Source organism: Gluconobacter sp. Gdi (assembly GCF_014132155.1).
In the GTDB taxonomy this organism is placed as follows: domain Bacteria; phylum Pseudomonadota; class Alphaproteobacteria; order Acetobacterales; family Acetobacteraceae; genus Gluconobacter.
Genome location: NZ_BLJQ01000006.1, coordinates 24,876 through 50,309 on the forward strand (window position 1 = coordinate 24,876; position 25,434 = coordinate 50,309).

Annotated in this window: 28 protein-coding genes; 20 read left to right on the forward strand and 8 right to left on the reverse strand. The window is 54.1% G+C overall.

Annotated features, from left to right (window positions below; translation table 11 throughout):
* The 20 genes from JN414_RS11700 (at window position 1) to JN414_RS11790 (ending at window position 16,398) form a co-directional block, all read left to right on the forward strand.
* Window positions 1-1,419 carry a phage portal protein gene (locus JN414_RS11700; RefSeq protein ID WP_202208045.1) on the forward strand — a complete coding sequence of 473 codons (1,419 nt, stop codon included), beginning with the start codon at window positions 1-3 and terminating at the stop codon, window positions 1,417-1,419.
* Window positions 1,420-1,442: 23 nt separating this feature from the next.
* The gene (locus tag JN414_RS11705; protein ID WP_233125942.1) at window positions 1,443-1,931 is read left to right on the forward strand and encodes a phage scaffolding protein; all 489 of its coding nucleotides are present in this window, start codon (window positions 1,443-1,445) and stop codon (window positions 1,929-1,931) included.
* A gap of 76 nt (window positions 1,932-2,007) precedes the next feature.
* Entirely contained in the window at window positions 2,008-3,387 is a 1,380-nt protein-coding gene (locus tag JN414_RS11710; RefSeq protein WP_202208046.1) for a DUF4043 domain-containing protein, read from the forward strand.
* A gap of 55 nt (window positions 3,388-3,442) precedes the next feature.
* Window positions 3,443-3,844 carry a hypothetical protein gene (locus tag JN414_RS11715; RefSeq protein ID WP_202208047.1) on the forward strand — a complete coding sequence of 134 codons (402 nt, stop codon included), beginning with the start codon at window positions 3,443-3,445 and terminating at the stop codon, window positions 3,842-3,844.
* Between the two features lie 205 nt (window positions 3,845-4,049).
* Window positions 4,050-4,454, forward strand: coding sequence for a hypothetical protein (locus JN414_RS11720; RefSeq protein WP_237390023.1), 405 nt, complete (start codon window positions 4,050-4,052; stop codon window positions 4,452-4,454).
* 10 nt (window positions 4,455-4,464) lie between these two features.
* Window positions 4,465-5,442 (forward strand): hypothetical protein, encoded by a 978-nt coding sequence (locus tag JN414_RS11725; protein ID WP_202208048.1) that lies wholly within the window; start codon window positions 4,465-4,467, stop codon window positions 5,440-5,442.
* A gap of 81 nt (window positions 5,443-5,523) precedes the next feature.
* On the forward strand, window positions 5,524-7,008 hold the full coding sequence (locus JN414_RS11730) for a phage tail protein (protein WP_202208049.1): 1,485 nt from the start codon (window positions 5,524-5,526) through the stop codon (window positions 7,006-7,008).
* 2 nt (window positions 7,009-7,010) lie between these two features.
* Window positions 7,011-7,436, forward strand: coding sequence for a hypothetical protein (locus tag JN414_RS11735; RefSeq protein WP_046900291.1), 426 nt, complete (start codon window positions 7,011-7,013; stop codon window positions 7,434-7,436).
* Window positions 7,433-7,753, forward strand: coding sequence for a hypothetical protein (locus tag JN414_RS11740; RefSeq protein ID WP_202208050.1), 321 nt, complete (start codon window positions 7,433-7,435; stop codon window positions 7,751-7,753). The genes JN414_RS11735 and JN414_RS11740 overlap by 4 nt, the downstream gene beginning before the upstream one ends.
* Window positions 7,754-7,919: 166 nt before the next feature.
* Entirely contained in the window at window positions 7,920-8,798 is an 879-nt protein-coding gene (locus JN414_RS11745) for a hypothetical protein (RefSeq protein ID WP_202208051.1), read from the forward strand.
* An 18-nt stretch (window positions 8,799-8,816) separates the two neighbouring features.
* Window positions 8,817-9,734: a hypothetical protein gene (locus JN414_RS11750; RefSeq protein ID WP_202208052.1), complete on the forward strand. Its 918-nt coding sequence runs from the start codon at window positions 8,817-8,819 to the stop codon at window positions 9,732-9,734.
* 6 nt (window positions 9,735-9,740) lie between these two features.
* Complete coding sequence (locus JN414_RS11755; RefSeq protein WP_202208053.1) at window positions 9,741-9,950, forward strand: hypothetical protein; 210 nt, start codon at window positions 9,741-9,743, stop codon at window positions 9,948-9,950.
* Window positions 9,951-10,192: 242 nt separating this feature from the next.
* Window positions 10,193-11,011, forward strand: a complete 819-nt coding sequence (locus JN414_RS11760; RefSeq protein ID WP_237390024.1) for a hypothetical protein — start codon at window positions 10,193-10,195, stop codon at window positions 11,009-11,011.
* Complete coding sequence (locus JN414_RS11765; protein WP_202208055.1) at window positions 11,008-11,631, forward strand: phage baseplate assembly protein V; 624 nt, start codon at window positions 11,008-11,010, stop codon at window positions 11,629-11,631. The genes JN414_RS11760 and JN414_RS11765 overlap by 4 nt, the downstream gene beginning before the upstream one ends.
* Window positions 11,624-11,674, forward strand: coding sequence for a VanZ family protein (locus JN414_RS17240; RefSeq protein WP_371822783.1), 51 nt, complete (start codon window positions 11,624-11,626; stop codon window positions 11,672-11,674). The genes JN414_RS11765 and JN414_RS17240 overlap by 8 nt, the downstream gene beginning before the upstream one ends.
* On the forward strand, window positions 11,667-11,987 hold the full coding sequence (locus JN414_RS16925; protein ID WP_375781683.1) for a phage tail protein: 321 nt from the start codon (window positions 11,667-11,669) through the stop codon (window positions 11,985-11,987). The genes JN414_RS17240 and JN414_RS16925 overlap by 8 nt, the downstream gene beginning before the upstream one ends.
* Before the next feature lie 42 nt (window positions 11,988-12,029).
* The gene (locus JN414_RS11775) at window positions 12,030-13,169 is read left to right on the forward strand and encodes a baseplate J/gp47 family protein (RefSeq protein ID WP_202208056.1); all 1,140 of its coding nucleotides are present in this window, start codon (window positions 12,030-12,032) and stop codon (window positions 13,167-13,169) included.
* A 44-nt stretch (window positions 13,170-13,213) separates the two neighbouring features.
* Window positions 13,214-14,452, forward strand: a complete 1,239-nt coding sequence (locus tag JN414_RS11780; RefSeq protein ID WP_202208057.1) for a hypothetical protein — start codon at window positions 13,214-13,216, stop codon at window positions 14,450-14,452.
* A 3-nt stretch (window positions 14,453-14,455) separates the two neighbouring features.
* Window positions 14,456-15,142, forward strand: a complete 687-nt coding sequence (locus JN414_RS11785; RefSeq protein WP_202208058.1) for a hypothetical protein — start codon at window positions 14,456-14,458, stop codon at window positions 15,140-15,142.
* Between the two features lie 35 nt (window positions 15,143-15,177).
* Window positions 15,178-16,398 (forward strand): hypothetical protein, encoded by a 1,221-nt coding sequence (locus tag JN414_RS11790; protein WP_237390026.1) that lies wholly within the window; start codon window positions 15,178-15,180, stop codon window positions 16,396-16,398.
* 46 nt (window positions 16,399-16,444) lie between these two features.
* On the opposite strand, the gene JN414_RS11795 is transcribed toward JN414_RS11790, so the two are convergent.
* The 8 genes from JN414_RS11795 to JN414_RS11830 all read right to left on the reverse strand — a co-directional run bounded on the left by JN414_RS11795 (window position 16,445) and on the right by JN414_RS11830 (window position 25,394).
* On the reverse strand, window positions 16,445-17,761 hold the full coding sequence (locus JN414_RS11795) for a cytochrome c (RefSeq protein WP_202208060.1): 1,317 nt from the start codon (window positions 17,759-17,761) through the stop codon (window positions 16,445-16,447).
* Window positions 17,758-19,536 carry a GMC family oxidoreductase gene (locus tag JN414_RS11800; RefSeq protein WP_202208061.1) on the reverse strand — a complete coding sequence of 593 codons (1,779 nt, stop codon included), beginning with the start codon at window positions 19,534-19,536 and terminating at the stop codon, window positions 17,758-17,760. Before JN414_RS11800 ends, JN414_RS11795 begins: the two co-directional genes overlap by 4 nt.
* Before the next feature lie 12 nt (window positions 19,537-19,548).
* Window positions 19,549-20,274, reverse strand: a complete 726-nt coding sequence (locus JN414_RS11805; protein WP_202208062.1) for a gluconate 2-dehydrogenase subunit 3 family protein — start codon at window positions 20,272-20,274, stop codon at window positions 19,549-19,551.
* Between the two features lie 121 nt (window positions 20,275-20,395).
* On the reverse strand, window positions 20,396-21,223 hold the full coding sequence (locus tag JN414_RS11810) for a hypothetical protein (protein ID WP_202208063.1): 828 nt from the start codon (window positions 21,221-21,223) through the stop codon (window positions 20,396-20,398).
* 19 nt (window positions 21,224-21,242) lie between these two features.
* Complete coding sequence (locus tag JN414_RS11815; RefSeq protein ID WP_202208064.1) at window positions 21,243-22,295, reverse strand: hypothetical protein; 1,053 nt, start codon at window positions 22,293-22,295, stop codon at window positions 21,243-21,245.
* Window positions 22,292-23,173: an Hsp33 family molecular chaperone HslO gene (locus JN414_RS11820; RefSeq protein WP_202208121.1), complete on the reverse strand. Its 882-nt coding sequence runs from the start codon at window positions 23,171-23,173 to the stop codon at window positions 22,292-22,294. Before JN414_RS11820 ends, JN414_RS11815 begins: the two co-directional genes overlap by 4 nt.
* A gap of 47 nt (window positions 23,174-23,220) precedes the next feature.
* A complete protein-coding gene (gene argF / locus JN414_RS11825; protein ID WP_202208122.1) occupies window positions 23,221-24,150 on the reverse strand; it encodes an ornithine carbamoyltransferase in 930 nt (309 codons plus the stop codon).
* Window positions 24,151-24,191: 41 nt separating this feature from the next.
* Window positions 24,192-25,394, reverse strand: coding sequence for an aspartate aminotransferase family protein (locus JN414_RS11830; protein ID WP_202208065.1), 1,203 nt, complete (start codon window positions 25,392-25,394; stop codon window positions 24,192-24,194).
* Window positions 25,395-25,434 lie beyond the last annotated feature (40 nt).

The window sequence follows — 25,434 nt, forward strand, 5'->3', positions numbered from 1 at the left end:
ATGGACTGGTTGTCCCTGCAACGGCGGTATGCCGTGCCGGCGGGTGCGTCTGCGCGCACAGCACGCCTGCTGGCGTTAAGGCGCGTTCTGGACGGTACGCAATATGATGCCTTGCCTCATCCGTTCTCGCTGGAACGGTCAGGGGCGGGGGAATACATTCCGCTTTCGAATAGACGACCATCTGTTCGGAGCAATTTATGCCGAACGGTTGTCGATGAATCCGTCTCGTTACTTTTTGGCGATACGCACTGGCCCAGTCTGATTACGGATGATGTGCGGGTTGCGGAGGCCATGAGTGTTTTCGCCGCACAGACGCGTTTAGCATCACTGATGATGGAAGCCGCAACGTCCGGTTCCATTGGCTCGGTAGTGATTCTTTTTGAGGTCTCGGCCGGCGTGCCGAAGCTTTCGGTTCTCGATACGGCTTATCTGACGCCGGTCTGGGATGATGTCAGTGGCGAGCTTTTGCGTGTTGAGGAACGGTTTCTTGTTCGAGGCCGGGATCTTGCTGCGCAGGGTTATCCAATTGGTGAAGAGCTATTGGGTGCGCAATTCTGGTGGCAGCGGATTTGGACACCAATGGATTGCGCAGTTTCCGTGCCCTGGCTCGTCGGTATGGACGGTGGGGTTCGGGATGAAAGCCGGTCCGTGCGCCATGGGTTGGGTTTTGTACCGATTATCTGGATCCGCAATCTGGGTGGGGTACATGGGCGCGACCCGGAAGGGGAATGCACTTTTGAACGGGCGATCGATACGGTCATTGAGGCAGACTACCTTCTGTCTCAGGCTGGGCGAGGTCTGAAATATGGCTCTGATCCGACGCTGGTTTTGAAAACTGGAGGTTTTTCGGATGGTGTGGCTCATCAAGGGGGAGCGTCGTCGGCTCTGACGTTGCCTCCTGAAGGAGATGCCAAGCTTCTGGAAATTAACGGCAATGCCGCAGGGGCGGTGCTCGAGCACTATCGGGAGCTGCGGCAAATTGCGTTGGAGCAACTGCACGGCAACCGGGCGCATGGCGATCGGATTTCAGGTGTGCAGTCTGGCAAGGCAATGGAAATGATGTGCCAGCCTCTAATCTGGCTAGTGGATCGGCTGCGTCACTCCTATGGCGAAAGTGGGCTTTTGGCTGTTTACCGAATGGCCTGCCGCTTTTCCTGTGTGCTGGAAAACGGGCTGCGGTTGGGTGGGGCTTTGGTGAAAGACCTCCCTTACTGCCGTATGGCGCTAAGATGGCCAGCCTGGTTTCCGGCAACGGATCCGGAGCTTCTGTCGCTGTCGCAGGGGCTGGTGACGGCTGTTTCCAACGGGATTCTAAGCCGAGAGACGGCTGTCAGAATGTATGCGACGGCGTCTGGAAATTCTGACCCCGGGGCAGAATGGCGTGTGCTTGAACAGTGGGTTGCGCTGGATGAGGCGTGACGTTGAACGGAGGGAAAATATCCGTGTCTGAAGAAACTATTGAGGGTGTGGAGGCTCTGCGTCAGGCGCTTGCTCAAGCGCAGGATGAGGTCAAATCCGTTCGTCGGGAAATGGCGGATGCTGTTGCCCGGCAGGAAGATCTGCAGCGATCGCATGAGGAAATTGTGTCTCGTGTGAAGCAGGAAAGTGACCGTGAAATTATGGTTGCGGCTCTGCGGTCAGAGGCTGTTCGTTTGGGCGCGTATAATCCTGAAGATGTTGTTCGTCTGATTGATATGGGCGGTGTTACCCGCACTGAGGATGGCGCGGTTGTGGGGGTGATTGAGGCGTTGGAACAGGCGCGGCAGGAGCGTGCATATTTGTTCGGAGAAATTGTACGGCCCGGATATTCGAGTGGCACAACGGTTGGATACCCGGCACCGAAGCCTGGCGGTATTGAGCCTTTTGATGCGCGCGCAGCTACTGAAGCTGATTACGAAGCGCGCAAGTGGCAGTTTCTGGCCCGGGCCTGATAGCGCGACAGTGAATTAAATATTTTACCGGCTAAATATGCCGGAATTTTTCATAAATATTTACGGAATGACATTCATGAGCATCGAAAATTTTCCAGTTCAGCTTCAGGCTGCGATTCAGCAGGGTTTTCTGGCACGGGAGTTTGAAAACGGCCTCAAATCTCGACTGGGATTTCGACAGGTTGCTGACCGCGAGATTTTCCCTAACGCTATTGGTGAAACTCTTACCAAGACGCGTAAGAGTCTGAAGGCTCCTGTTACGACACCGCTGAATCCAACGGGCAATACCAACTTCGATAATGGAATGAGCCCTGCTGGCTGGTCTGTTGAGCAATACACTCTTTCGATCAACCAGTATGGCGACACGATTGATCTGAATATGGTGACGAGCGGTGTAGGGATTTCCTCACAGTTTCTTGCAAATGCCAACACGAATGGTGTTCAGGCTATGCAGTCTCTGGACCGGCTTGCACGCAATACGCTGTTTGGTGGAGCTCAGAATGGAGTAGGTGGTTATCTGGGTGGCAATACGCGCGTTAGTGTTGCGCTTGATGCTGAAGGCGACACCATCCAAGTTGATGACATTCGGGGATTTCAGTCCGTCATCGTTAATGGTCAGGTTACGCTGATTGGATCCAGCAATGGCATGACTGTGACTGTTGGTTCGGATGTGTACACGCTTGTTCGCGTGGTAGCGGATGCGACCAATGTTTCTACCGCGCCGGGCGGAATTTCCGGGCAGATGACGTTCTCCAGCAGCGTGTCTGTCGCGGATGGGGCCGTTGGTCAGCCGGTGGTTGCGGCAACGGCACCGAAGGTGATCCGTCCGAATGGCCGTCTGACGACGGCAGCTCTACAGACGGCGAGTGCAAACGGTCTCGCGGATACGCTGGGTATTCAGCAGGTTCTGGCTGGTGTTGCGACGCTTCGCCGTAACAACGTTCCTATGATCAATGGGGCATATCATTGTTATCTGGATGATATTCAGCTTCTATCGCTGTTCCGTGACGATGATTTCAAGCATCTTTATCGGGGGGCATACGGTTCGGAAGAGTATCGTTCCGGACAAGTAATTGAGCTGCTGGGTGTTCGGTTTATTCCGACGACAGAGGCCCCTCAGCAGCTTTCTCTTGGTGCCGGTCCTATTCATCGTGCTCTGCTGTTGGGTCAGGGGGCTCTGATCGAGGGTGACTGTGCGCTGACCGGCCATTCGGACATCCCAGACGCTGATCGGGCACTGATTGAGATGGTGGATGGGGTTGCAATGGTGACGCGTGAGCCACTGGATCGACTGCGTCAGATTATCGCTCAGTCCTGGTACTGGATTGGGGGTTTCGCGCTACCGACGGATGTGACGGCAGATACAAACGTTATTCCCACGGCGACGAACAGCTATCTCAAGCGTGGCGTTATCATTGAGAGCCTGGGCACGGATGCACTTGGCATGACCTTCTAAGCTGATTTCGAACCCCCATAATTCCATGGGGGTTCTTCTGGAGGAGGAGGATTATATGTCTGGGACTGCAAGCCTTTCCTCGGGCCCATTGACGGACGGGGAAAAGGTCGATGTTCGGCGATTTTGCGGGTATCCGGCAATTGGATCGCGGGAGACAGGGCAGGAATCCTGGCGCTTCTTTCAGGTTGAGGGAGCGTTGGAATGGCGGATTAACAGCTTGTCCGGCGCAGAACTGCAGCAGGTGCGCTTGTACCTTTCACAGCTTTACCCGTTGGAAACGGCTCTTTTGGGGGCGTCTGAAAATCTGGACACGGCACAGGCTGCGAGTTGGTACCACAACGGTCATGAAGTGCGTGATCGCGTGATGCTTCTGACGTTATGGCGTCGGCGTTTATGCGCGTTTCTTGGGGTGACAGGCGGTTTGGAATTGCAGGATGATCGATTGGTCATCATCTGAAGGGGGCATGATGCGGGCGGAACAGATCGCGTCCAGACTTTGTCGAGGGTATGCAAAAGCAGCAGGGATTTTAGGTCACTCCGGAGAGCAATACCGGCCGGATAATCCGTTGTCTCCCATGCAAAATATTTATGCACACCCGATGCTCGCTTTTGATTCGAGTGCTGACTTTACATTCTCAAGATCCCCCAATTGGGGTGGGGTTATGGAATATGTGCTTACGGATTGCCGTGAAGATACTGTGGTCGGAGATATTCTGACTTGCGGGGGAAATACGTTTTTTGTTGCGGCCGTGGATGACCTTCGACCTCCGCTATGTGTGGCATGTAATCGGACTGTAGAGATCAGTGGCGTTTCTGGGACGCAAGGGAATGTCGTTGAGGAATGTCCTGCTGCGATTATTTTGCGCTCCAAAGGAGAGGGGTCTGGGAGTGGCATTCCGGGTTCAGCCAAGCCCGGGCAATTCGTCATGTATTTGCCGCGGCTGCCCGGCACCGTGTTGCAACCCTATATGACGGTCACGACGGACCTGGATACGACGTACACGATTAACGCTGCCGAGATGTCGGACTGGGGTTTGCGTTGCACCATGTCTCTGCAACAGGTCTGAGGAGAGAAAAATGGCGGATGCTTCTCAGGTCGGATTGGCTCTGGCTTATGTGTGTGCGGGAATTTTATATCCAGAAGGCCTCGAAAAGCCGTCTGTAACGGGGCGGCAGACGATCGTTCGTCGCGGGTGGCTTTTGCCGAGTGATATATTTGCAGCTCAAAATATTCGGAATAATACGGATTTCCTGACGGTCACACTGGCACCTCAGAAAGGTATTGTTGTGCCAGAGCCTTTGGGGCGCCCCTGGCAGGTTCAGGCGCGCGTTCTGCCCACGGTGTCAGTGAAGCAGAGTGCGCAAGCTGTTTGCATTGTCTTTCCGTCTGAGGGGGTGCCTTCAGGTGTTGTCGGTGTTTGGTACGAGGCAGGGAAAACTCAGATTTCTGCTGCCTATGCCGTGACTGAGCAGGACACTCCTGAAACTGTGGCTTTGGCTTTAGCCGGGCAACTCCCAAAAGGTCTTGCAGACGGAAATTCTGTTCAGGTTCCGGGGTATAACTTAACCGGAAACGTTGTTGGTTATGGCCAGTCCGTAAGGGTGAATCGCCGACAGAATCAGCGATATAGGGTTTCGCTCTGGACGGCTGATTCTGGTGTTCGGGATACGCTTGGACAGTTTCTGGATACGGAACTGGCTGAGAAGAGCTGGATTTTCACGTTGGATGGTCGGCAGGCGCAGCTTAGGTTCGTAAGTGTTGAGGACATCGATACGATGCAAAATCAGGCATTGTATCGACGGGATTATTTGTACGATCTGGTTTTTGACACCCTTCAGGTTCAGTGGTCGTCTGACATGATGTTTGGGGCCGGGACTGTTTCTGCTGGTGATCAAACTAGCAGTTTCGGCGTAATCGAGCCTGCTTTTGATAATGGTGTGGTTCTGCATGCTCTTGAGGCCATGCACACTGCGGGAGCTTTACGGGCTGCTCAAAATTCATATCCAGGGATGATGGTCAACCAGTTTGGCACTGTCGTCTGTCAGCCCAATTAAAATAAAATCAATTCAATAGAAAAAGGTAATTCGTTCCTTATTCGGAATAATATACTTTTCTCTGGAAGGAAATATCGCCGGATGTCTCTAGTTTATCAGGCGGGTACGCTGAATACGACTGCGCTTACGGTTCCTAACCTGTATGTACAGATTGCGCAGCCACAGTCGCTGGGACTGACGGGTGCCTCTTCCTCGAAACTGGGTATCGTTGGAACGGCAGGATGGGGCCCGGTAGGGCTTCCGGTGCCAGTGGGTGGCATGAGTGATTATCTCTCTGCGTTTGGGAGTAAGCAGAACAAAGCGACGGATGCAGGGCTGGCTGTGAATATTGCGGCTCTGCAAGGGGCGTCATCGTTTGTTGTCGTGCGTGTAACAGATGGAACGGATGCAAACGCAACGGCCTCTTTGGGAGGCGTTACACTCAGTGCTGTTCATACCGGAACTGGTGGTAATGCTATCGTTGTGACCCTGACCGCAACAGGGGCGGGTTATGGGCTGGCAGTTTCGCATCCGGTTCTTGGAGCGGCAAGTTATTCAGGTGCGACATGGAACATCCTGGAAGCCGCTGTCGCGCAGGATCTGTCAGCTCTGGTGACGATCCATTTGCCGGATGCAGTTCCTGATCCTGTTCCTGGAAGCGTGACGCTGTCTGGAGGACTAGATGGTGGGGCGCCTGATACGTCGGCTTTTCTAGGAAAAGACGATATCATTCGGACGGGTATGTATGCTCTGAGGGGGCAGGGATGTGCCGTTGCCACCCTTCATGGCGTGACAGATAGCGCGTCCTATTCGTTGCAGGCGGCATTTGGCCTCGGTGAAGGGGTCTATATGGTGGCGACAAGCCCCGCATATGACAGTGTAAGCAATGCAGTGTCCGTCAAAGCCGCCAGCGGTCTGGATTCTTCAGCCGTAAAGTTGATGTTCGGTGACTGGATCTGGTGGAACGATGACGTTAATGGCATGATGCTTGTTAGTCCTCAGGCATTTGCTGCAGGCATTCTTTCTGCACTTTCACCTGAACAGTCGAGCCTGAATAAAGCACTTTCGGGTATTGTTGGAAGCCAAAAGGCAGGCTTAGGGGGGAGCAGCGCAACCTATTCCACTGCCGAACTGTCTACACTGTTTACGGCTGGGATCGATGTTATCTGCAATCCGGCGCCGGGCGGGACTTACTGGGCAGTACGGTGTGGGCACAATACGTCAAGTAAAGCGACGGTAAATGGAGATAATTATACCCGTCTGACCAATTATATTGCGTCATCGCTTGCTGGTGGCATGGGAGCGTATGTCGGACAGGTCGTAAATGACACGCTCTTTTCCGACATTCGCTCGACCTTGCTGGGTTTCCTGTCGTCTCTGTTGTCTCAGGGCATTCTAGGCGTTCAGAACGCTGAACTGCCTTACCGCGTTGTTTGCGATAGTTCGAATAATCCTCAGTCGCGGACTGCGTTGGGATATGTGCAGGCTGACGTGGCTGTGCGGTACCAGGGCATCAATGAAAAATTTGTGGTGAATTTGCAGGGCGGCACTTCCGTGACGGTGACGACTGCGGGCGGGAGCGTCTGAGTATGGCAAATCCTTACAGTATTGGTCGTGACTGCCGGATTACAGTTCTCTGGAACGGCCAGCGGGTTGATCTGCGTGATGTCACGTCTTTCGGGGCATCACAGGAGACGCATGCTCTGCGAGCGAGTCCGCTTAATGGCATGCCGGTTGAGTTCAATGTTCCGAATGGCTGGCGTGGTTCGTTTCAGATCGCACGTGCGAGTGCGGCGCTGGACAATCTGGTTGCTGCTATTGAAGCTGCTTACTGGAATGCTGGAACGGTTGGGAGCGGTACAATTTACCAGTACGTGACAGAGCCTGATGGCACGACAAGTACGTGGGAGTACACGAACGTGTCCATCAAGTTGAAAAATGATGCTTGGCAGTCGGATCAGATGGTTCATCAAACGGTGCAGTTCTTTGCATCAACGAGGGCAAAGATTTCATGAGTATGCTTCCGAAAGAAGTTCGTCTTGCTGATGGACGATGTCTTTCTCTGAAAGAGATCGATCCTGCGGATATGCTGGATCTGATTGAGGCGGCAGGCTCTGCTGTGACTGGTGCTTCGGCTGCTGCATGGCTGGGATATGCGGAAATGATCTGTTCAGTCACGGCTATCGACAGTGTTCCGGTGCAGATGCCAGGCACTAAAGAAGAAATTCGTGATCTGGCGCGACGTATCGGGAAGATTGGTATTGCAGCGCTTTATCCATGCTTTCATCAGGAAAATGATGAAGACATGGTGGTCTCTACAGCAAAAAACTAAGTGGGCACTCTGCGTTTCAGGAGATGTTGTATCTGCTGGATCATGGGGTGCCCTGGGATTTATTGAAGTCGTGGTCTCGTGCGAGGCGGATGGCTGCGTGTGTTGTGACGGCAGAGCGGGAAGGTCATGTCTTTGACTGGGACCAGAGACAGTACCGGGAATAAGCATGCATACGGATAAATTGTGGAGAGATATTCTTTCATCTGGAAGGTTGTTGCCTCGGAATGTCTTGCGTCAGTCTTCCGGAGGGGCAGGAAAATCTGTTATTCCCGCGATCAGGTTTGTGAAGAACTACCAAAAAAGAAGTATCGCTTTTAAACAAAATTTGGGGCCTTATTCGATGCCACGACGGGCGTCAGTTAAGAGCCATATCTTTCCGGAAGGCAGTCCCGGAACGCATTTCGAGAACAAATCGGAAAGTGCTTTCAGATTTGGACGAAATCAAAACCAGTTTTTTGAAATACGGGCACGGCGAGAAAATTTCATACATTTTTTGCAGACTAAATCGCAGAAGTCTGGCGGGTCTGTCTTGCAGAAAAACCGTAAAAATATGCAGGCAGTTGGCGTCAAAAAACCTTCCGTTAAGCTTAGAAAAGCGCGCGAAAATTCGGTGGCGGCAGGTTCTTTTTCCGAAAACATGCGCGTATCGCATAGTAACTCTACACTTCATGTTTTTCCTCGAGATATGTCAGTTTCTGGACGTATATTTCGTCCTGAAATACGGCACCGAGCAATTGATACCAGGTCTGCTCCAGCCGTAAAGATAAGCATGCCAGGGCTGGAAAATTGTTCAGCAGTCCCATCCCAATTCCGGCCAATATCGTTCGAGAAAATGGGTCGGGTACGGCAGCCTGAATTTGAAGAAAATGACCCAACCCAGCCGTCTCATTTTTCCAGGCTAGAAATGCCGCCGTTCGATAAGGGAAAGCGCAGAGAAGCCTGCGATTCTGGAAAAATGGCGCGTCTTGCCGCGCGCCGCGCAATGGGAGGCGTCGATGAAATTCAATTTCCCCAATATCCTGGACGCAGCATTGGAATTGGATGATTTTAGAGGAGGGCTGCAATGGGTGTAACGCTCTCTGCAATTGAAAACGCCATTGGTTCCATTGGTCGTTTAGGCGCATCTGCTCCAGTTACGCTTGGTTCACTTGTTCTGAGCGGCATTGAAGTTCCTGATCGACTTGAGGTTGGCGGCCATCAGATGATGGTCGTGCACAGGCTGCCGGGAGGTGGGCGTGTTGTTGATACGCTTGGAAACGATCCTGGCCGACTGGAATTACGGGGACGATTTTTAGGGCCGAATGCACAGGCTCGGGCACAGGCTGTGGAGCGGATGCGCATTGCAGGCCAGCCTGTAGCATTCTCCGCGGCAGGCATAGCAAGTGATGTTTGGATTGCTCGCTTTGTTTATTCATATGAAGCGAAGGGGGCCGTCTGTTCATATGAACTTACGTTGGAAAGGCCTGCAGAAGCCAAGGGTTCAGCGACAGATCAAACGTCACTCTCAGGCATTCTCGGAAATGATACCGGGAGGGGAATAAACACTATTTCAGATATGGTTTCGCAGATTTCGGAAGGTATTTTTACAGGGACTGGGCAAGTTAATTCCATCGTTGGGCAGCTTATGCCATTGGCCACTTTAGTGGGAACGGGTGGAAGCGCGGCCAGAGTTATTGATGCACTGGGTACGGCAAATGTTTTGAGCCAGAATGGTGTTAATCTTGCGGCTACTCCGTCCAGCGTGGCGGCCATATCCCAGCAGCTTACGGCCGCAGGGAGTGGATTGATGTCCATCATGGATAGCACGGGAAGAAATCTGGAAAATATAGCGATCGCGGACACGTCTTCCCTGGGAGTGGTTGCCGGGAACGCGGGTTTGCACAGTGCGGCATCGGATACTGGCGGTCTGGTGAATCGTTCTCTGGCTTATATCAGTGACTCTCAAGGCGCTTCTACGCAGTTGCCGGTGGTGCAGGCGTGAGGAATTATGAAAAATATTGTTGTAACGGCTGCTGATATTTCGCTTTTTCATGTTGCGGCGCGTGAACTGGGTGATGCTTGCCAGTGGTGGAGAATTGCTCAGAGTAATGGGCTTTCAGATCCAGATTTAAGCAGAATTGAAACAGTTCAGCCTCTGAAAATTCCGGTGGAAGACCTCACTTTTTCATCTGGGCTTCCTGATGAGGCCGGAGGATGACGGCACGGCAGATTGAAGTTCGAATTTTATGGGATGGGATAGAAAATCCGGATCTTGCGCTCAAAAGTTTTGAACTGGACTCCAACAGATATGAGTCTTGCGATACGGCAGTTTTGACGTTCGCAAAAAAAAGACAGTCGATCAGACAGGCATTGTTCTGGTTTGAACAGGGTGAACTTTCAAGCCCATGGATTTCTGTTGAAATCAGGGACCTTAAAATTTCTTCAGGACCCTGGACTGTTTTGTTCCAAGGGCGTGTTGATCATGTTCGGAGTATTGACGAGCATTCTCTGGTCGAAATGGAGTGTCGGGACGCTCTTGCTGCCCTTATAGACCTTCGGGTGCAGGATTCCTGGTTGAACCATACGGGCTCTGATCTGTTGCAGGATATTGCCAAAAGCGCGGCACTTGAGACCCGGATTGCTCTTCCTGATGATGGCTCTGACCATATGATGGGTCAGTTCTGGCAAATAGAGCATAAAAGAGGGGCTCTACTATCCCACCATCGCTTTCAGACGGCCGCAGATCTGGCCTTTACAGTTGCGAGGGACGCATTGTGCGACCTTTATGCTGATGGAAAAACGCTCGTCTGCCAGCCGTTTAGGGTGAATGCAGAAACGGCTGAAATTATTGATGTTCGAAATGCCGTATTTGAGACAGATATTGCACGAGATCTTCAATTGCTATCGGGCATTGTGGTGCATATGGCGTCTTGGGATTCTCGACAGCGGAGCAGCGCGCATGTTTATTATGATGGCAAAACATTCTTTCAGGATGCACCACCGGGGGTGATGGCACTTCATAGCTTTCGTGTGCCGGGCCGTCGTCTGGAAGATCTGCGACGGCTGGCTCGTGGGAAGTATGAACGTATTTCTGCCCACGCAATGTCTGCCCGGATTTCAATGCCGGGTATTATTGGGCTGCGACCACGGCAATTTATAAAGATTTCATTGGGACCAACGGAGCAGACGCTGGGTGTGGATCAGGTTGTCTCCCGTTTTTCCGTGAATGATGGATTTATTCAGCATGTGGTTTTGCGTAACCGGGGAAGTGGGGCATGAGTGATACGCGAATGGTAGCTGCTGCTTTTGCAAACAGAAGTGCGCATGCTGTTCTTGGAATTGTGTCAGCAGTTGACCCTGTGAACCATGCCATCAAGGTTCGTATTCAGCCCGATAATGTGGAAACGGGGTGGATACCGGATGTGGCGGGCGTGCAGGCCGGAAATCTGCGTGTATCCTGTCCATCGGAACCCGGGACCCACGTTGCTCTGTTACCACTTGAAGGTGATGGTGAGCATCTGATTGCTATTGGGGCTGTGTTTGATACGGTCGTGACCGCGCCCGTTTCTCCCCTGGATGGTCAGGCTATTCAACCTGGAACCATGTTGATCAGGGCAGGATGTGGTGCTCCGCCAAAAGAAATGACCAGCCAAACTGGTGACGTAAATTCTCAGGCAGGCTGGTGTCAGATTGGTGCTGACGGGGTCATTTTAGGGGCAGGAAACTCGCGGCTACATATCGCAGAGAATGGTATTTCGCTGAGTGTAGGCGGCTTAACGGCTGTATTTTCGGCAACTGGCCTGATGGTTTCCGGTGGCGATATTCAAACGGATCAGCACTCGTTGGCGCAGCACATACATTTGATGGGCAGCCAGATGACAGGGAGACCTGTTGGATGAGTTCCATCAGTCATTTGTGTGGGGGAGATCTGCTTCTGGGTAAAGGCGGCTTACACGTCATTTCCGGAGCTGAAGAAACACGTCAGCGGCTCTTAAGGCGTTTGTTGACCAATCCTGGTGATTATATCTGGCAGCCGGAATATGGGGTGGGCCTGCAAAGTATGGTTGGGGAGGTTATTATCCCGTCCGTCATGCAGGCTGCCATTCGGGTGCAAGTTTTAAAGGATCCGGGAGTTGATCCCGGTCATTCCGTTGATGTGACTGTGAGCGCTGGCGCTGACGGTCTTTGTCTGTGCCATATTTCCTATGTCGATGCTGCCACAAGACAACAGCAAACACTGGATTTTTCTGCCTAAACAAGAAGCGTGGAGCTATATTCTGCGCTTCCGGAGGACGTAATGTCTCTTTCTCTTCGCTCGTTTGCTACGACGGTTTCTACCGCCGTGGCGACGGCGCAGTCTTCCTGTGCGCAGCTTCTGGATGTCTCCGTTGGGTCGCCCGTCCGGGCACTGATGGAAGGCGTCGGTGGCATAGGGTTATGGCTGCAGTATCTTGTTTTACAGACCTTGCTTCGCACACGTCTGGCAACTTCCTCCGCTGAGGATTGCGATAGTTTTGTCGAAGATTTCGGAATGACGCGTTTGCCGGGAACTGCATCTACTGGGATGGTGACGATGATGTCATTTTCGCCATCCCAGCAATCGGCAGTCATTGTACCAGGAGCGATTGTTCGCACTGTTTCTGGCCTCTCATTTTCAGTGATTAAAGAAAGTAATCTGCCTGTCTGGTCCGAAGTTGCTGGTGGGTATGTTCGGCAGACGGATATGCAGAGCATATCGGTTCCGGTGCAATGTCAGGTTGCGGGGTCAAGTGGCAATGTGTCTGTTGGTGCGCTCTGTCTGATGGGCACAGCTATTTCCGGCATTGATACCGTTACCAACCCAGCCGCCTTTCTCAACGGTGCGGATCAGGAAACAGACGCGCAGCTTCGTGCGCGCTTTCCTCTATGGCTGGCAGCAAAAGCTTCGGCGTCTAGAGCAGCCGTCGGGAATGCGGTTGCTGGTGTTCAGACAGGATTATCGAGTTCGCTGCGAGATGGCGTTGCTGCTGATGGAACTGTGCAGACCGGGTATTTTACGGTTGTTGTGAATGACGGAAGTGGCTCGCCTTCGGATGTGCTTCTGACCCAGGTTTATGAGGCTGTGGATGCTGTTCGGGCCTTGGGTGTGGGTTTTGCGGTCAGACCGCCCCAGACGCTCGCGGTTAACGTGACCATGACAGTCGTCGTGCCAATGTCGGTGATGGTTCAGCAAGCCGCAAGTGCGATTGAGAAGGCTCTGAGCGAAGATATCGCAGGCACGGGTGTCGGTTCAGGTTATGCCTATAGCCGCCTTTCGTATCTGGCATATGTCGGGGCAGGCGTGACGGTTACCTCCGTTCTGGATGTCCGCCTGAATGGTGGACAAGCCGATATTGCTGCGAATGGCGAGCAGGCTCTGACAGTCGGCACAATTCAGATCAACGTTCTTCAGAACTGACCAGACAGGCCCCCTGCCAACGGTATCGGGGCAGAAGGAAGGCTATGCCTGTTTTCAATACATACCCGCGGCTTGAAACGTTGACGGGCGATGAAGTTCTGGTGCTGGCAGATTCCAGTGGCCATCAAACCGTTACCGCAACGGCTTCCCAGCTTGCAGGGGCTCCAGCAGTTTCCCAGCCAAGTGGGGCATTCTATCAGGACAAAGGGGCAAGGATCAGTCGTTTTGCTGATCGCGTTCTGATTGGGGATGCTGCAGCTAATCCGGGACTGAGCGATCGGGAGGCAGCATCTAAAAACGAGTGGCTGTCCCAGACAATGGGCGCCACCTCGATTGGTCCGTGGGCGTTGCAGGATGCGCAATGCGCTTCGGTGGCCCAATTTGGGAACAGTGCCTTTGTCGCAGCGTCCCGGACATCTGATGCAAAAACGGCACCAGACACTTTGGGGTTTCAACCGAGTACAATTGGTGTTGCGTCCTGGGGTGTCGCTGATGACACATCTGCACCCACGACGACCACAGCCTATGCTTATTATGGAGAGGCGTGGCGTCTGGCTGGTGTGAATTATCAACCGACGTTCGTCATGGAACTTGAAGCGGTCAATTTTGGTGGGTTGGCTATTGGTCAGTCTACGCCGTATGCCCCCAATGTCGGCGGCGGCGTTTATGGCATTCAGCTCGGTGCTGGTGGCGGTCAAACCACGGATACTTCCGATGCAGCAGCAGGGGTCGTTTTTGTTTCAAACCCTAACGCCTGGCAGGTTGGTATTGTTTTCGGCGCAACTGCTTTAAGCGGCACCAACGGGACAGATAATGGATATGCCTCCGCCCTGTCTCTTGCGCGTAATCATGCTCTGGAGTGGCACACACCAGAAGTCGTTAGTGGGGTTTCGGGAGGGAATGTTGGAGCATTTGTCCGCTCTACCGTGACAGAGCGTTCGAAGGGCGTACGACAGGACTTTGTCGATAATGGAATTCTGTTCAGCAATATCGAAGGACAGACACTCTTTTCAGTCGCAAGTGCTGTGGCACCCAACAACACTTTGCAGGTCCAACCTGGGGCAGGCACTCAGGCGGCTGGTCTGTATGTGCAAAGTGGCGAAAACGGATCGTCAAACCTTGGTTTGTTTCCGGAAGAGGGAGGGCAGTTGCAAATCTCTTCCCCGGTAACGAATGCGGCAGGCACACTTCCCGCCACAGTGGGGGGAGGCTTTTTGCATATCAGCGTCAATGGAACGGATTATCGTATCCCGCTGATGACTCCAGAACAGACTGGAGGTTGAAGTATGGCTAGATTGTACGACAGCCAGAAAGCGGTCCTTCGAGCGACGGATGGAAAAATTCTTTTGGATACGGGGGTTATTCCCGGATCCATCGATGATTTTGCATCAAGATTGAGAAGTCTCCTGCCTGTTGGCTGGTTCCCGGCTGTTCCTCAGGATCTGGAGGACGAAACTGCCCCAGTTCTTGTCGCTGTTCTGAGAGGATTTTCAGCCGTTTTGGCTGGGATATGGACATTGCTGGAGGAGTGTCAGCAGCAGACGCGCCTGATGACGATGAGTGGCCCTTTTCTGGATATGCTGGCTGCTGATTATTTTGGACCAGACGGTTTAGCGCGCCGCACATCAGAGCAGGACAGAGATTATCGCGCCCGCATTGTGTTATCACTGGTGGCACAAAAAAACACCCGCGAGGCTGTTTTCAACGCTCTATTGTCGGTTACAGGTGTCGCTCCCACCATTTTTGAACCCCTGAATGCAGCGGATTGCCATGCATTGGCATCATCCGCGATGCCGGCGGAAGGTGGGGGATATGGATATGGGGGCGCAGGGTTGCGATACGGTAGCCGACAGGGCGGACAGTTCTTCGTGGAAACGGCGCTGGGGCATGCGGCTGATGCCCACGTAATTTATCAGGCAATCGAAAAAACAGCAGCCAGCGGCGTGACAGGCTGGGTCAAGGTGAGCAAATAATGGATCGGGCAATTGTATACGCAGGATCAATTCCAATGGATACGGATCTGCTGCGCGTAGGAAGGTATGGAAAGGCCGCGCTCGGTCACCTGTCTGACATGCTCTACGGGCGCGACGTGACAGCTGCTTCGGGTTTGATCTGCAAACCCTCTCTTTCAGATCTGTCTGTAACAATCGGGGCAGGCTCCATCACGACATCCGGTGCCATGGATGCTGCATTTTTGGGCGGCGCTGGTGGGGGCTATGAGGCGGATGCAACGCCTACAACATGCCAGTATTCAACTGATGAGGATGTGAGGGTGCCTGTTCCAGGAACAGGCGCGACTTATACTGTTTTCGCTCTTTGCGCTGAACAGGATGTCGACGAGACCGTCCTGCCGTTTTTCAATGCCTCAAATCCCGCGCAGACGCAGGCAGGCGTAAATAATGATGGAAATGCTTTACCAACACGGAGACGGGCAGGCCTCTCTTTTGTCGTTTCGACGGATACCCCAACGGCTCCTAAAGGTGGGGCAGTCGTTGCGCTGTATACTCTGAATGTGCCTCAGGGGGTTACGTCTCTTGCAGGTGTGCAGCCTCAGGCAGGGAAGGTTTTCTGGCCAACTATTCCTGAATTGGCAACACAGACGTTGCTTCGCGCTGCTATGCAGCCCATGGAGCTTGTCACAACCAATACGTCGCTTTCTATTCCAGTGTGGGCGTCTCGTGTGGAACTGCGTGTTGTGGGCGGCGGCGGTGGCGGCGCATCGTCTAATTCAATGACACTAAACGGATCATTTTCTGGCGGTGGCGGCGGCAGTGGCGGAGATGCTTCGGGTATTTATGGCGTTAATCTGACAACTGGTAGCACGCTGAACGTGACAGTGGGTGCAGGTGGTGGACCGGAGCAGACGGGTGGTACCTCTCTTGTCAGTTATAATGGTCAAACCCTGCTACAGGCTGGCGGCGGTCAGGGCGGTTATTTTTACAGTACGATGGGCTCTGCTGGTGGCGAAGGAGGCGTAGCGTCAGGAGGAACTGTCTGGAATCAGATCGGAACCTCGGGGGGGGACGGTCAAACGAATTCAAGCACTTTTGCAGGCTACGGCGGTAACGGTCCTTGGGGCGGCGGTGGTCGGTGTGGAAACCAGGGCGGCCGTAGCGCTACCCATTTTGGCGCTGGCGGCGGTGGCTCCTACTCTACATCTGCAGATGGAACAAAATCACCGGGTGGCTCTGGTTATTCCGGATGCGTTATGTATCGTTTCCTGCCTTAAGGCAGACGAGGGGACATGAATTGGATGATCCCCTCGTCACGTAGCCTCAGTTCAATGAAATTTCGCCGTCCACCATATTGCGCGGCGGCATGTCTTTTTTCAGATTTACAACGTCTTCTGGGCTGACAGCAGGAGCGTTGTTTCCCCATGCATGACGGATAAATGTTGTGACATCTGCGATCTGTTGATCGCTTAGGCGATGCATGAAATCCGGCATCGTAAAGGCAGAAGGGGCTGTCGCAGTCTTGGGTAATGTTGCCCCACTCTGAATGATGTGAACGAGTGACGCCGGATTTTCTCCCATGACAACAGGGTTACCCGCAAGCGGCGGAAAGACAGCAGGATATCCTTTGCCGTCTGTTCTATGGCAGGCTGCACAATTATCGATATAGACTTTGGCACCTCGCGCGGAAACATCGGCTTTCCGCAGAGCATTGGTGGATGCGGGGTCATAGACCCAGTTTTTCTGCGTCTTGTCGTAAGGCTGAAGAGTGCGCAGATATTTGGCCATGGCAAGAAGGTCTGCGGAAGAAAGGTGTTGCGTGCCATGGACAATGGCAGACGTCATGGCACCAAAACTTTCTCCCTGCATGTTTCGTCCGGTTTTGAGAAACGCGACGATGTCCTCTTCGCTCCATCGACCTAAGCCAGTCCGGTTTTCCTGACGAAGAGAGGTTGGGACCCACCCATCGACGGCTACTCCGCCTGACAGAAAGGCTTCGCTATCAGCCGCTGTAAGAGCTTTTTCCTGCATTGCAAGACCACGTGGTGAGTGACAGGCTCCACAATGTGCTGGACCTTCCACCAGATAAGCTCCGCGGGCTATCTGTGGGTCTGTAAATGTCTGAAGCGTCTTGGCTTGAGCCTTGACCGGGGCAGGGGAGAACATCCAGCGCCAGAATGTCAGAGGCCACCGCATGGAAAATGGCCAGCGAATACCATTTTCCGGTGTTGCGACGGATGATGCCTCAACACCTTCATGGAAATAAGTGTAGAGCGCATGAACGTCATGATCTGTCAGGCGGGCATAGGATGGATAGGGCATTGCGGGATAAAGCGTTGCACCATCTCGGCGGATACCTTCTCGCAGGGCTTTTCCAAATTCGGCCTCTGAATATTTGCCGATCCCGTGCTCCATGTCGGGGGTAATGTTCGTGGAATGAACTGTACCGATCGGAAGAGAAAACGATACTCCTCCAGAATATTCCGGTTTACCATGAATTGAGTGGCAGGCTGCGCAATCAGAAGCGGCGGCAAGATAACGGCCTTCTTCGATCAGGGCAGATTTTTCATCATTAGCTGCGGCATCGTAACTGAAGAACAGGACGCTGCTGGTAAAGGCCAGAAAAGGAAAAAATTTCATGCCTTCACCAATGGACCAGGAGATTTCAGATAGGTTGTACGGATGTGGTAGGCCGCCCAATATGCCAATGCTGCAACGGTGCCTGTGGGGTTATATCCCATCCCTTGAGGAAAAGCATTGGAGCCGATGACAAACACGTTTGAAACATCCCAGCTTTGAAGGTAGCGGTTGAGCGCGCTTGTCTTGGGATCTGTTCCCATAACTGCGCCGCCGCCGAGATGAGTAGTCTGATAGTGGCGCGTGTCAAAGGGTTGGCCAGCGTTGAGATGAACGAGATTGGTCTTCGTGGCGCCTATGGCTTTTGCCAGCGGTTCAATCTTGCTGACAACGTACTGGTTCATGCGGATATCGTTATCTTTCCACGTGAAGGTCATGCGAAGCAGTGGCAAGCCGTAAGCATCTTTCCAGGTCGGGTCCAGGTCTAGATAAACATCCCGGTAGGCCATGTTGCTGCCATGTGCATCGACCCCGATGGAGTGCTTATAACTGTCGATGAGAGCGCCTTTATACGCTGAGCCCCATCGTGGTGTGCCCCCGCCGCCTGTCCCGATGGCTGCAGCAATGGGCTTCGTTCCGGCCTGATTGACCCACACCGGAGACCCCCCGATGAAGCCAAGCGGGCCATGATCAAAATTCATGCTGTTGAAGTCATCAAATGCGACACCAACGCCGCCTGCACCAATGAACTGGTTGGCATATTTGGATGGCGGTAGCCAGATGCGAGACGATGTAATTGTCTGGTAAACGAAGTTGCGCCCAACCGTGCCTGTGTTCTGAACAGGATCATACGGCTTTCCGATGCCCGACAGTAGCATCAGATGGACGTTATGAAACTGAAACGCACTCAGAATGACGAGATCAGCGGAGAGCGACACTTCTTTCTGCGTTTTCGTCTCCAGATACGTGACACCGGTTGCCTTGCTCTTGGTGCTGTCCAAGTCGACACGAAGAACGTGCGCATCAGAAATAAGAGTGAACCGAGGGTCCTGCCGGAGAGCAGGCAGAACGTTTACGTTCGGGGATGCTTTTGAGTAGAGGTAGCAATCATACCCGCTGCAATACCCGCAAAAATTGCAGGGCCCCATCTGGCAGCCATACGGGTTCGTATACTGGCGGGATGCATTGGCTGCGGGTAGGGAATAGGGATGATAGCCTACCTGGGAAGCCGCGTCCCGAAAGGTAGAGGCTGTGAAGGTGTCTTTCATGGCCGGGAGCGGGAAATTATCCGACCGGTCTCCATCAAAGATATTACCGTTTCCGACAATTTTGCCGTTGACCCGGTAGGCTTCGCCAGATGTTCCGAAAACCTTTTCGGCCTTGTCGAAAAAAGGTTCCAGCTCTGCGTAGGTCACGCCGTAATCCTGAAGGTTCATGTCCTCAGGAATGAACTTCTCGCCGTAACGCTCTACTACGGAACTACGAAGCCTGAGATCTTCTGGCGAAGCGCGAAAATGGACGCCTGACCAGTGAAGCCCCGCTCCCCCAACACCTTCGCCCGGCAGGAATGCTGCTAACTGACGATAGGGCAGTGCAGTTTGATCAATAGTATTGCGGACCGTGACTGTTGTCTGGGAAAGGTTCTGGAAGAGGCGTTTGCGAATTGCCCCGCGAAGTTCATCGATGGACTCCGGGTAAGCGCCTTCTACGGGCGTCGTACGCTCAGAGCCGCGTTCTAGCATGATGACGGACAGTCCGGCCTCGGTCAGTTCTTTCGCCATGATCGCACCAGCCCAGCCAGCTCCGACCACGATTGCGTCTACGTGTTTTTTTGTCATGATTTAAGCCCCTCAGGCCGTTTCGCCTGAGATGGAAACAGGGCCAAACGGATAGGCGGCGCCATCCTGATTGACCCAGTCCATGAAATCGGCCCGGGCCCCCGGGAAGCCCAGCATCAGCCACCCGCCTAGCCCTTTGTTACCCCCATAAAGGGGATCAGAGAAAACACCCTCAAGAGTATTGGTCCGAAGTTGCTCGAAGAAAACCCGGCCTGGAACATCGCCCAATGACAAAGAGCCGCCTTCCAGTGCCGTCAGGATGGCCTCCTGCTCTGCGACTGGAAGATCCGGGAAGGATTTTCCATGTTGCTGGCGGGTATAGGCTTCCAGTCCCTGAAGGCCTTTGCGATACAAATCGCGCGGTACAAACGGGAGCTGATAGCCGAGATTAGCTGGTCCCTGCACGAAAGGGGCTGACATGTACCAGTTGTCTCCCTGTGCGTAGGGTGTTTCCATCTGACGATCTATAAACTCTGCAACGCCCAATGCGCGCGCACCTGGTCCATGCTGGTCCTGCGGAAAAAGCCGTTCCGTAGCGGATTCTAGGAGGCGGTACTCGTCAGATGTGAAGAAGGAAGGGTGGTAGGATTGTTTCGATTCTTCGGCCAGAGCCTCGGCCCAGTGGGCATGGCCGCCAACCATCCAAAATGATGTGGACCCAAGCAGGCCTTTGACAAAACTGCGGCGAAGAGGGCGGGTCACGGTCGGTTCCGTCGAAGGCACACTGTTCTCCAGCATAAGGGGAAGGTCATATTCGGAAAACAAACATATCCGGAATGAAAGATGTCAGACCCCCATAGGATGGGTGGAGGTCATAACGCCAGAGAACTTTCGATCATCATTTAGCGATGAGCGCTATTTACCCGGCTGAGTCGCTGGCTTTTACATTGGATGGAAGTTGCAGAACACCTGCAGGAGGAGACTTCTGCTTTGGTGCCGTAGTTGCCGAAGCCGCGCTGTCGTCACCTGCGCCCGTGGGGAAAATGGCATCTGGAACGCTTGGCTGAACAGGGGCGGCAACGCTTGGCGTGCTTGTGACTACGGCCGGAACATCCTGTGGGACAGGCTTTGCAGGCGTCGCCGGTGTGGGGCTGCCTGATCCATCAAGAGCCTGTTGCTTCACGCCGCCATCAATCAATGGATTCCCTACTGCATCCGTCATCCAGCTCATGAGCTTTTTGCGGACCTGAAACTCAAGCTCAACATTCATGTCCTGCATCATCTGATTAGTCAGGGCATAAAGAGAGGCGCGGGATGTAGCGCTTTTGGTGCCGGTGTCGAGCTTTCGGCTGATCCGTGCATGGATATATCCCGTATGCAGATTTCCCGCATCGGCAATATTCAGCTGCACATCCAGGGCGCCTGAGATCGCATTCTCGCCCTCTGAAGAAATGTAGGCCTGTTTAATGATGAATGCTGCCTGACCCTGCTGTCCACTGGCCACCAGTCGTTGGTTAGCCATTTGTTTCAGGGCCTGATCGGGGGGCGTAGGGGCTTTCGAACTCAGGGAACCTGGGGATGGAACAGCTTCATCCTGAATGTTGATTGTCGCCACATTCAGGTGCAACTGCGACAAATAGCTGTAGTCTGCGGGAGGGAATGTCTGCGCTGGCTCATCATCTGCACAACCCGCAAGACCGAGTGATAATCCCAGAGCAACAGCTCCGAACCAGTACCGTACACCCATCACGCTATTCCCCATGATCTTATTGGTCGTCGCGGCCCAATAGGCTCTTGAAACGCCCGAACAGCCCCTTCTTGTGCGGTGACTGTAATACCGGAGGCGGCTCCAACGGAAGCTCCGGCAAAAAAGACCGACGTTGAACAGGCTCTGATTCCCGAATTTCCGTCACTTCCGGACTGTTATCAGGAGGCTTTTCTGGCTCAGGATCAGTCGGTTTCACAACCGCCGCAGCCGGAGCCGCCTGAGGAACGCGGGGCGTCCGTAGCGAAGACGCCTGACCGACACCAAAATCTTCCGGAAGGAAAGGACGCGCAGCTCTGATGAGATCGGCGTGTTCGGAATGTCGTGCAAACCACTCCAAAATCCAGCCCGGAATCAGTGGCCCTGACGGATTATCGCTAATCAGGAGTGGGCCGCTGGGATAGTAGAACGACGGACGATTTTCAGGTGCCGCTTCGTCCCACACAAGATAGAAAACCGAGTTTTCCAGTGCGTCGTGGAAGCGATAGGCTGTCGCGCCTCCCAGCTTCATCTCAATCTGCGCCCGGACAGGCATTGCAGAGAAAGGAGAGGAGACAACCAGAACGTCTGTGCCTCTTCGGGCCGAGAGTAGCGCTTTCATACGCCCTTCTGCCACAGGCTTCCCATCGGGACAGGTCAGGGCTTCTCCGCTATCGGCATGGCCTGCAGCAATGAAAATGGCATGGGGGGCATGTCGTCCCAGCCAGAGACCCGACAGCTCCCGAAAAGCTGTCGAAGGAAGGTCAGTCCTGAAAGAGACAGCATCGTCCCGGATGTCACCGCCAAGCACCCCTTCTGCCAGTGGCCAGAATACCGGGTCCATGCCAGTCAGAAGGCGGTCTTGCACATCCGGGTGAAGCGCCATGACATGACTGCCCTTGTACGCTCCATCCTCAATCCACCAGCAGGCCTGTCGTCCGCTGTCTTCATCCTGAAAGAGAATGACCTCGAACTGGCCAATAACAGGATGGCGCTCCAAGGCTACCCAGCCTGGATAAAGCTGTTCGACGGGAAGGTCGTCGATCCTGATTCCGTCGAGCAGTGGAAGCGTCATGCAGGTTTTTCTCCAAGCTCATCACGGGTGAAACGGAAGCCGACGTTACAGAACTCACAGTTCATCGTGATAGCGCCGTTTTCCACCATGTGATCCAGGTCGTCCTCGCCAAAACGCTCCAGCACTGAGGCCAATCGTGCCCGGGAGCAGCGGCAGCCGTAAGCCAGAGCGCGTGGTGTAGCGATCTGAACGTCTAACGTCCCGAAAAGGCGATGGATCAAATCGCCACTTTCGAGTGTTTCGTCAAACATCTCCCGGTCCTGCAATGTTTCGGCAAACGTGCAGGCCGTTTCCCAGGCGTCCTCAGCCTGAGCGGCATTCTCGATGCCGCCTTCATCGGCAATCCGTTCCAGCACAAGGGCACTGGCCCGCCAGCCGTCAACCGTCTTGAGGCAGAACAGACGGATCCAGCAGTCATGCTGCTCGCTGGTCTGGAAATAGTGGACGGCCATCTCAGAGAGGGTTTCTCCCGTTAGCTCCACGATGCCCTGATGGCGGTCCATATCCGCCCCCTGGTCGATCGTGAAAGCGAGGTAGCCGTTACCAAGCAACTCTTTGGGGGACACTGGCAGCGCTGCTGGATCAGCCTCTTCCGCAAGCCGGGCTGTAAAACGCAGGTCGCCTGTGTCCGTGGCATCTGCCAGCAGCAAGGATACCGGACCGTCTCCCTTGATCTGAAGGGAGAAAGACCCTTTGAATTTTAGCGCAGACGCCATGCCTGCAACCAGAGCTAGGGCCTGACCACCCATTATCAGGACAGGATCCGGAAGGTCATGCCGCGACAGGATGGCGTCTGCCAGCGCTCCTAGCCGAACCAGTCGTCCCCGGACGGGCGACTGTGCCAGATGAAATGGCACAATCCCTCCTGAAACGACCATGTTCGGGACGTTGGGGCGTCCCCTGTCAAGGAATGGCGGTGTATCGATCACCCGTTCTCTCTTCCAAGAGCCCAGAGAAGCAGGCCCTTTTGCGTATGAAGGCGGTTTTCCGCCTCGTCAAAAACAACAGACGCCGGGCTTTCGAACACCTCGGCAGTCACTTCCTCCCCGATATGGGCAGGCAGGCAGTGAAGGAACAGGGCATCTGGTGCAGCTTTTGCCATAAGGGCCGCATCCACCTGATAAGGACGGAAGGCAGCAAGGCGCTGATCGCGATCCTTGTCCCCCATGCTGACCCACGTGTCTGTCAGAACAGCATCTGCGCCCACGACAGCCTCGGCAGGGTTCTGGAAGACCTCGATGGAGGCACCATTCTGGCGTGCCCAGGCAACAGCACGCTCACTGGGCGCGAACCCCTCTGGCGTTGCCAGACGAACATTGAATTTGAGCAGAGCTGCCGCTTCCATCAGGGAAGTGGCTACGTTGTTGCCGTCCCCAATCCACGCAAGCGTTTTTCCCGCAATCGGGCCACGATGCTCTTCAAACGTCAGTACGTCTGCCAGAATCTGGATGGGATGAGAGACCGGCGTCAGACCGTTGATGACCGGAACCGTACTCCATTTTGCCAGCTCACGCAGGTTCTCGTCCTTACCGGTTCGCAGAACAATCACATCCAGAAAGCGCGACAGAACGCGGGCCGTATCCGCAATAGTTTCCCCACGGCCAAGCTGCATGTCTCCCGGTGAAAGGACGGACACCTGGCCGCCCAACTGCCCCATACCCACTTCGAATGAAACACGTGTGCGGGTGGAGGGCTGTGCCAGCATTAGTCCCAGAGTGCGTCCTTCAAGAGGACGCTGCGGATGCAGTGGGGTCTCGCGATTGTTCTGCAGCGCTTTGATCCGGGCCGACAGATCAATGATCTGTCGGATGACTTCGCCGCTGAAATCGCGAATATCAAGAAAATGCCGTGGCATCTGCTGTTCCGTTCCTGCTGTCCGGGGGGCAATTGCCAAACTCACGACACTTTCTCCTGTTCTTTCTTATGGGCGGCTGAGTAGGCTTCGGCCGCTTCGATCAATTTCTTGCAGGCGACCTGACAGTCTTCTTCCGTCACAATCAACGGAGGCACCAGACGCAGCACATTATCGCCCGCACCAACGGTCAGAAGCCCGGCGGCCGTGACGAGCGGCATCACGTCTCCAACAGGTGGCACGCAGTGCAGACCACGCATCAGACCCATGCCGCGGACATCGTCAAAAACGCCCGGTGAACGCTTTACGACATCTCGCAACATGCCTTCGAAGGCCTCTCCAACCGTGCAGATATGCTCCAGAAAGCCGGGGCTGAGAACTTCTTCCAGAACTGTCGTTCCTGCCGCACAAGCCAAGGGATTGCCGCCAAATGTCGTCCCGTGCGAGCCAGGTGTCAGATGTTTGGCCAGCTCTTCGGTTGCCAGAACAGCCCCGAGCGGGAAGCCGCCACCAATGCCCTTGGCAATGGAAATGACGTCCGGCTTGATGCCATACCACTCATGCGCAAACAGCTTTCCTGTCCGACCAACACCGGTCTGGACTTCGTCGAAGCCAAGATAGATGCCGTGCTCGTCACAGACTGCGCGTAAGGCCTTCATGAAGACTTCGGACGCTGGCTTGATGCCGCTTTCACCCTGGATGGGCTCCACGATAATACCGGCAGTTTCCGGCGTAATAGCCGCGCGCAGGGTATTGGTATTGTTGAACGGCGCATGATCGAACCCTTCAACAACAGGCCCAAACCCCTTTTGGTAGGCAGGATTTCCGGTCGCAGAAATCATGGCCAATGTCCGACCGTGAAAGGCGCCGTCAAAGCAAAGAATGCGCGTACGCTCGGGATGGCCGTTCTCGAACTGCGCCCGACGGATCATCTTCACCATGCCCTCGTTTGCTTCAGCGCCCGAGTTGCAGAACAGCACAGAGTCCGCGAATGAGTTCTTCACCAGAAGATCCGCCAGCTTTTCAGCCTGCGGAATACGGTAAAGGTTCGAGACGTGCATGACCTTCGCGGCCTGATCCGCAATGGTCTTCACCAGCTTCGGGTGGCCGTGGCCCAGCGAAGAGACGGCAATGCCAGCCCCGAAATCCAGATATCGTCGCCCGTCCGATGCCGTCAGCCAGACGCCTTCGCCCTGCTCGAAAGCAAGGTCGGCACGTTTGTAATTGGGCATGAGGGAGGAGATCATGATGATCGTCGATCCTGGATCAGGGTGAATGAAAGCTGCA

Bases quoted from the DNA above. Each gene is read 5' to 3' on its own strand.
- JN414_RS11700 (WP_202208045.1), top strand. From the start codon at position 1: ATGGACTGGTTGTCCCTGCAACGGCGGTATGCCGTGCCGGCGGGTGCG.
- JN414_RS11710 (WP_202208046.1), top strand. From the start codon at position 2,008: ATGAGCATCGAAAATTTTCCAGTTCAGCTTCAGGCTGCGATTCAGCAG.
- JN414_RS11715 (WP_202208047.1), top strand. From the start codon at position 3,443: ATGTCTGGGACTGCAAGCCTTTCCTCGGGCCCATTGACGGACGGGGAA.
- JN414_RS11720 (WP_237390023.1), top strand. From the start codon at position 4,050: ATGGAATATGTGCTTACGGATTGCCGTGAAGATACTGTGGTCGGAGAT.
- JN414_RS11725 (WP_202208048.1), top strand. From the start codon at position 4,465: ATGGCGGATGCTTCTCAGGTCGGATTGGCTCTGGCTTATGTGTGTGCG.
- JN414_RS11730 (WP_202208049.1), top strand. From the start codon at position 5,524: ATGTCTCTAGTTTATCAGGCGGGTACGCTGAATACGACTGCGCTTACG.
- JN414_RS11735 (WP_046900291.1), top strand. From the start codon at position 7,011: ATGGCAAATCCTTACAGTATTGGTCGTGACTGCCGGATTACAGTTCTC.
- JN414_RS11740 (WP_202208050.1), top strand. From the start codon at position 7,433: ATGAGTATGCTTCCGAAAGAAGTTCGTCTTGCTGATGGACGATGTCTT.
- JN414_RS11745 (WP_202208051.1), top strand. From the start codon at position 7,920: ATGCATACGGATAAATTGTGGAGAGATATTCTTTCATCTGGAAGGTTG.
- JN414_RS11750 (WP_202208052.1), top strand. From the start codon at position 8,817: ATGGGTGTAACGCTCTCTGCAATTGAAAACGCCATTGGTTCCATTGGT.
- JN414_RS11755 (WP_202208053.1), top strand. From the start codon at position 9,741: ATGAAAAATATTGTTGTAACGGCTGCTGATATTTCGCTTTTTCATGTT.
- JN414_RS11765 (WP_202208055.1), top strand. From the start codon at position 11,008: ATGAGTGATACGCGAATGGTAGCTGCTGCTTTTGCAAACAGAAGTGCG.
- JN414_RS11775 (WP_202208056.1), top strand. From the start codon at position 12,030: ATGTCTCTTTCTCTTCGCTCGTTTGCTACGACGGTTTCTACCGCCGTG.
- JN414_RS11780 (WP_202208057.1), top strand. From the start codon at position 13,214: ATGCCTGTTTTCAATACATACCCGCGGCTTGAAACGTTGACGGGCGAT.
- JN414_RS11785 (WP_202208058.1), top strand. From the start codon at position 14,456: ATGGCTAGATTGTACGACAGCCAGAAAGCGGTCCTTCGAGCGACGGAT.
- JN414_RS11790 (WP_237390026.1), top strand. From the start codon at position 15,178: ATGGATACGGATCTGCTGCGCGTAGGAAGGTATGGAAAGGCCGCGCTC.
- JN414_RS11795 (WP_202208060.1), bottom strand. From the start codon at position 17,761: ATGAAATTTTTTCCTTTTCTGGCCTTTACCAGCAGCGTCCTGTTCTTC.
- JN414_RS11800 (WP_202208061.1), bottom strand. From the start codon at position 19,536: ATGACAAAAAAACACGTAGACGCAATCGTGGTCGGAGCTGGCTGGGCT.
- JN414_RS11805 (WP_202208062.1), bottom strand. From the start codon at position 20,274: ATGCTGGAGAACAGTGTGCCTTCGACGGAACCGACCGTGACCCGCCCT.
- JN414_RS11810 (WP_202208063.1), bottom strand. From the start codon at position 21,223: ATGGGTGTACGGTACTGGTTCGGAGCTGTTGCTCTGGGATTATCACTC.
- JN414_RS11815 (WP_202208064.1), bottom strand. From the start codon at position 22,295: ATGACGCTTCCACTGCTCGACGGAATCAGGATCGACGACCTTCCCGTC.
- JN414_RS11820 (WP_202208121.1), bottom strand. From the start codon at position 23,173: ATGGTCGTTTCAGGAGGGATTGTGCCATTTCATCTGGCACAGTCGCCC.
- argF (WP_202208122.1), bottom strand. From the start codon at position 24,150: ATGCCACGGCATTTTCTTGATATTCGCGATTTCAGCGGCGAAGTCATC.
- JN414_RS11830 (WP_202208065.1), bottom strand. From the start codon at position 25,394: ATGATCTCCTCCCTCATGCCCAATTACAAACGTGCCGACCTTGCTTTC.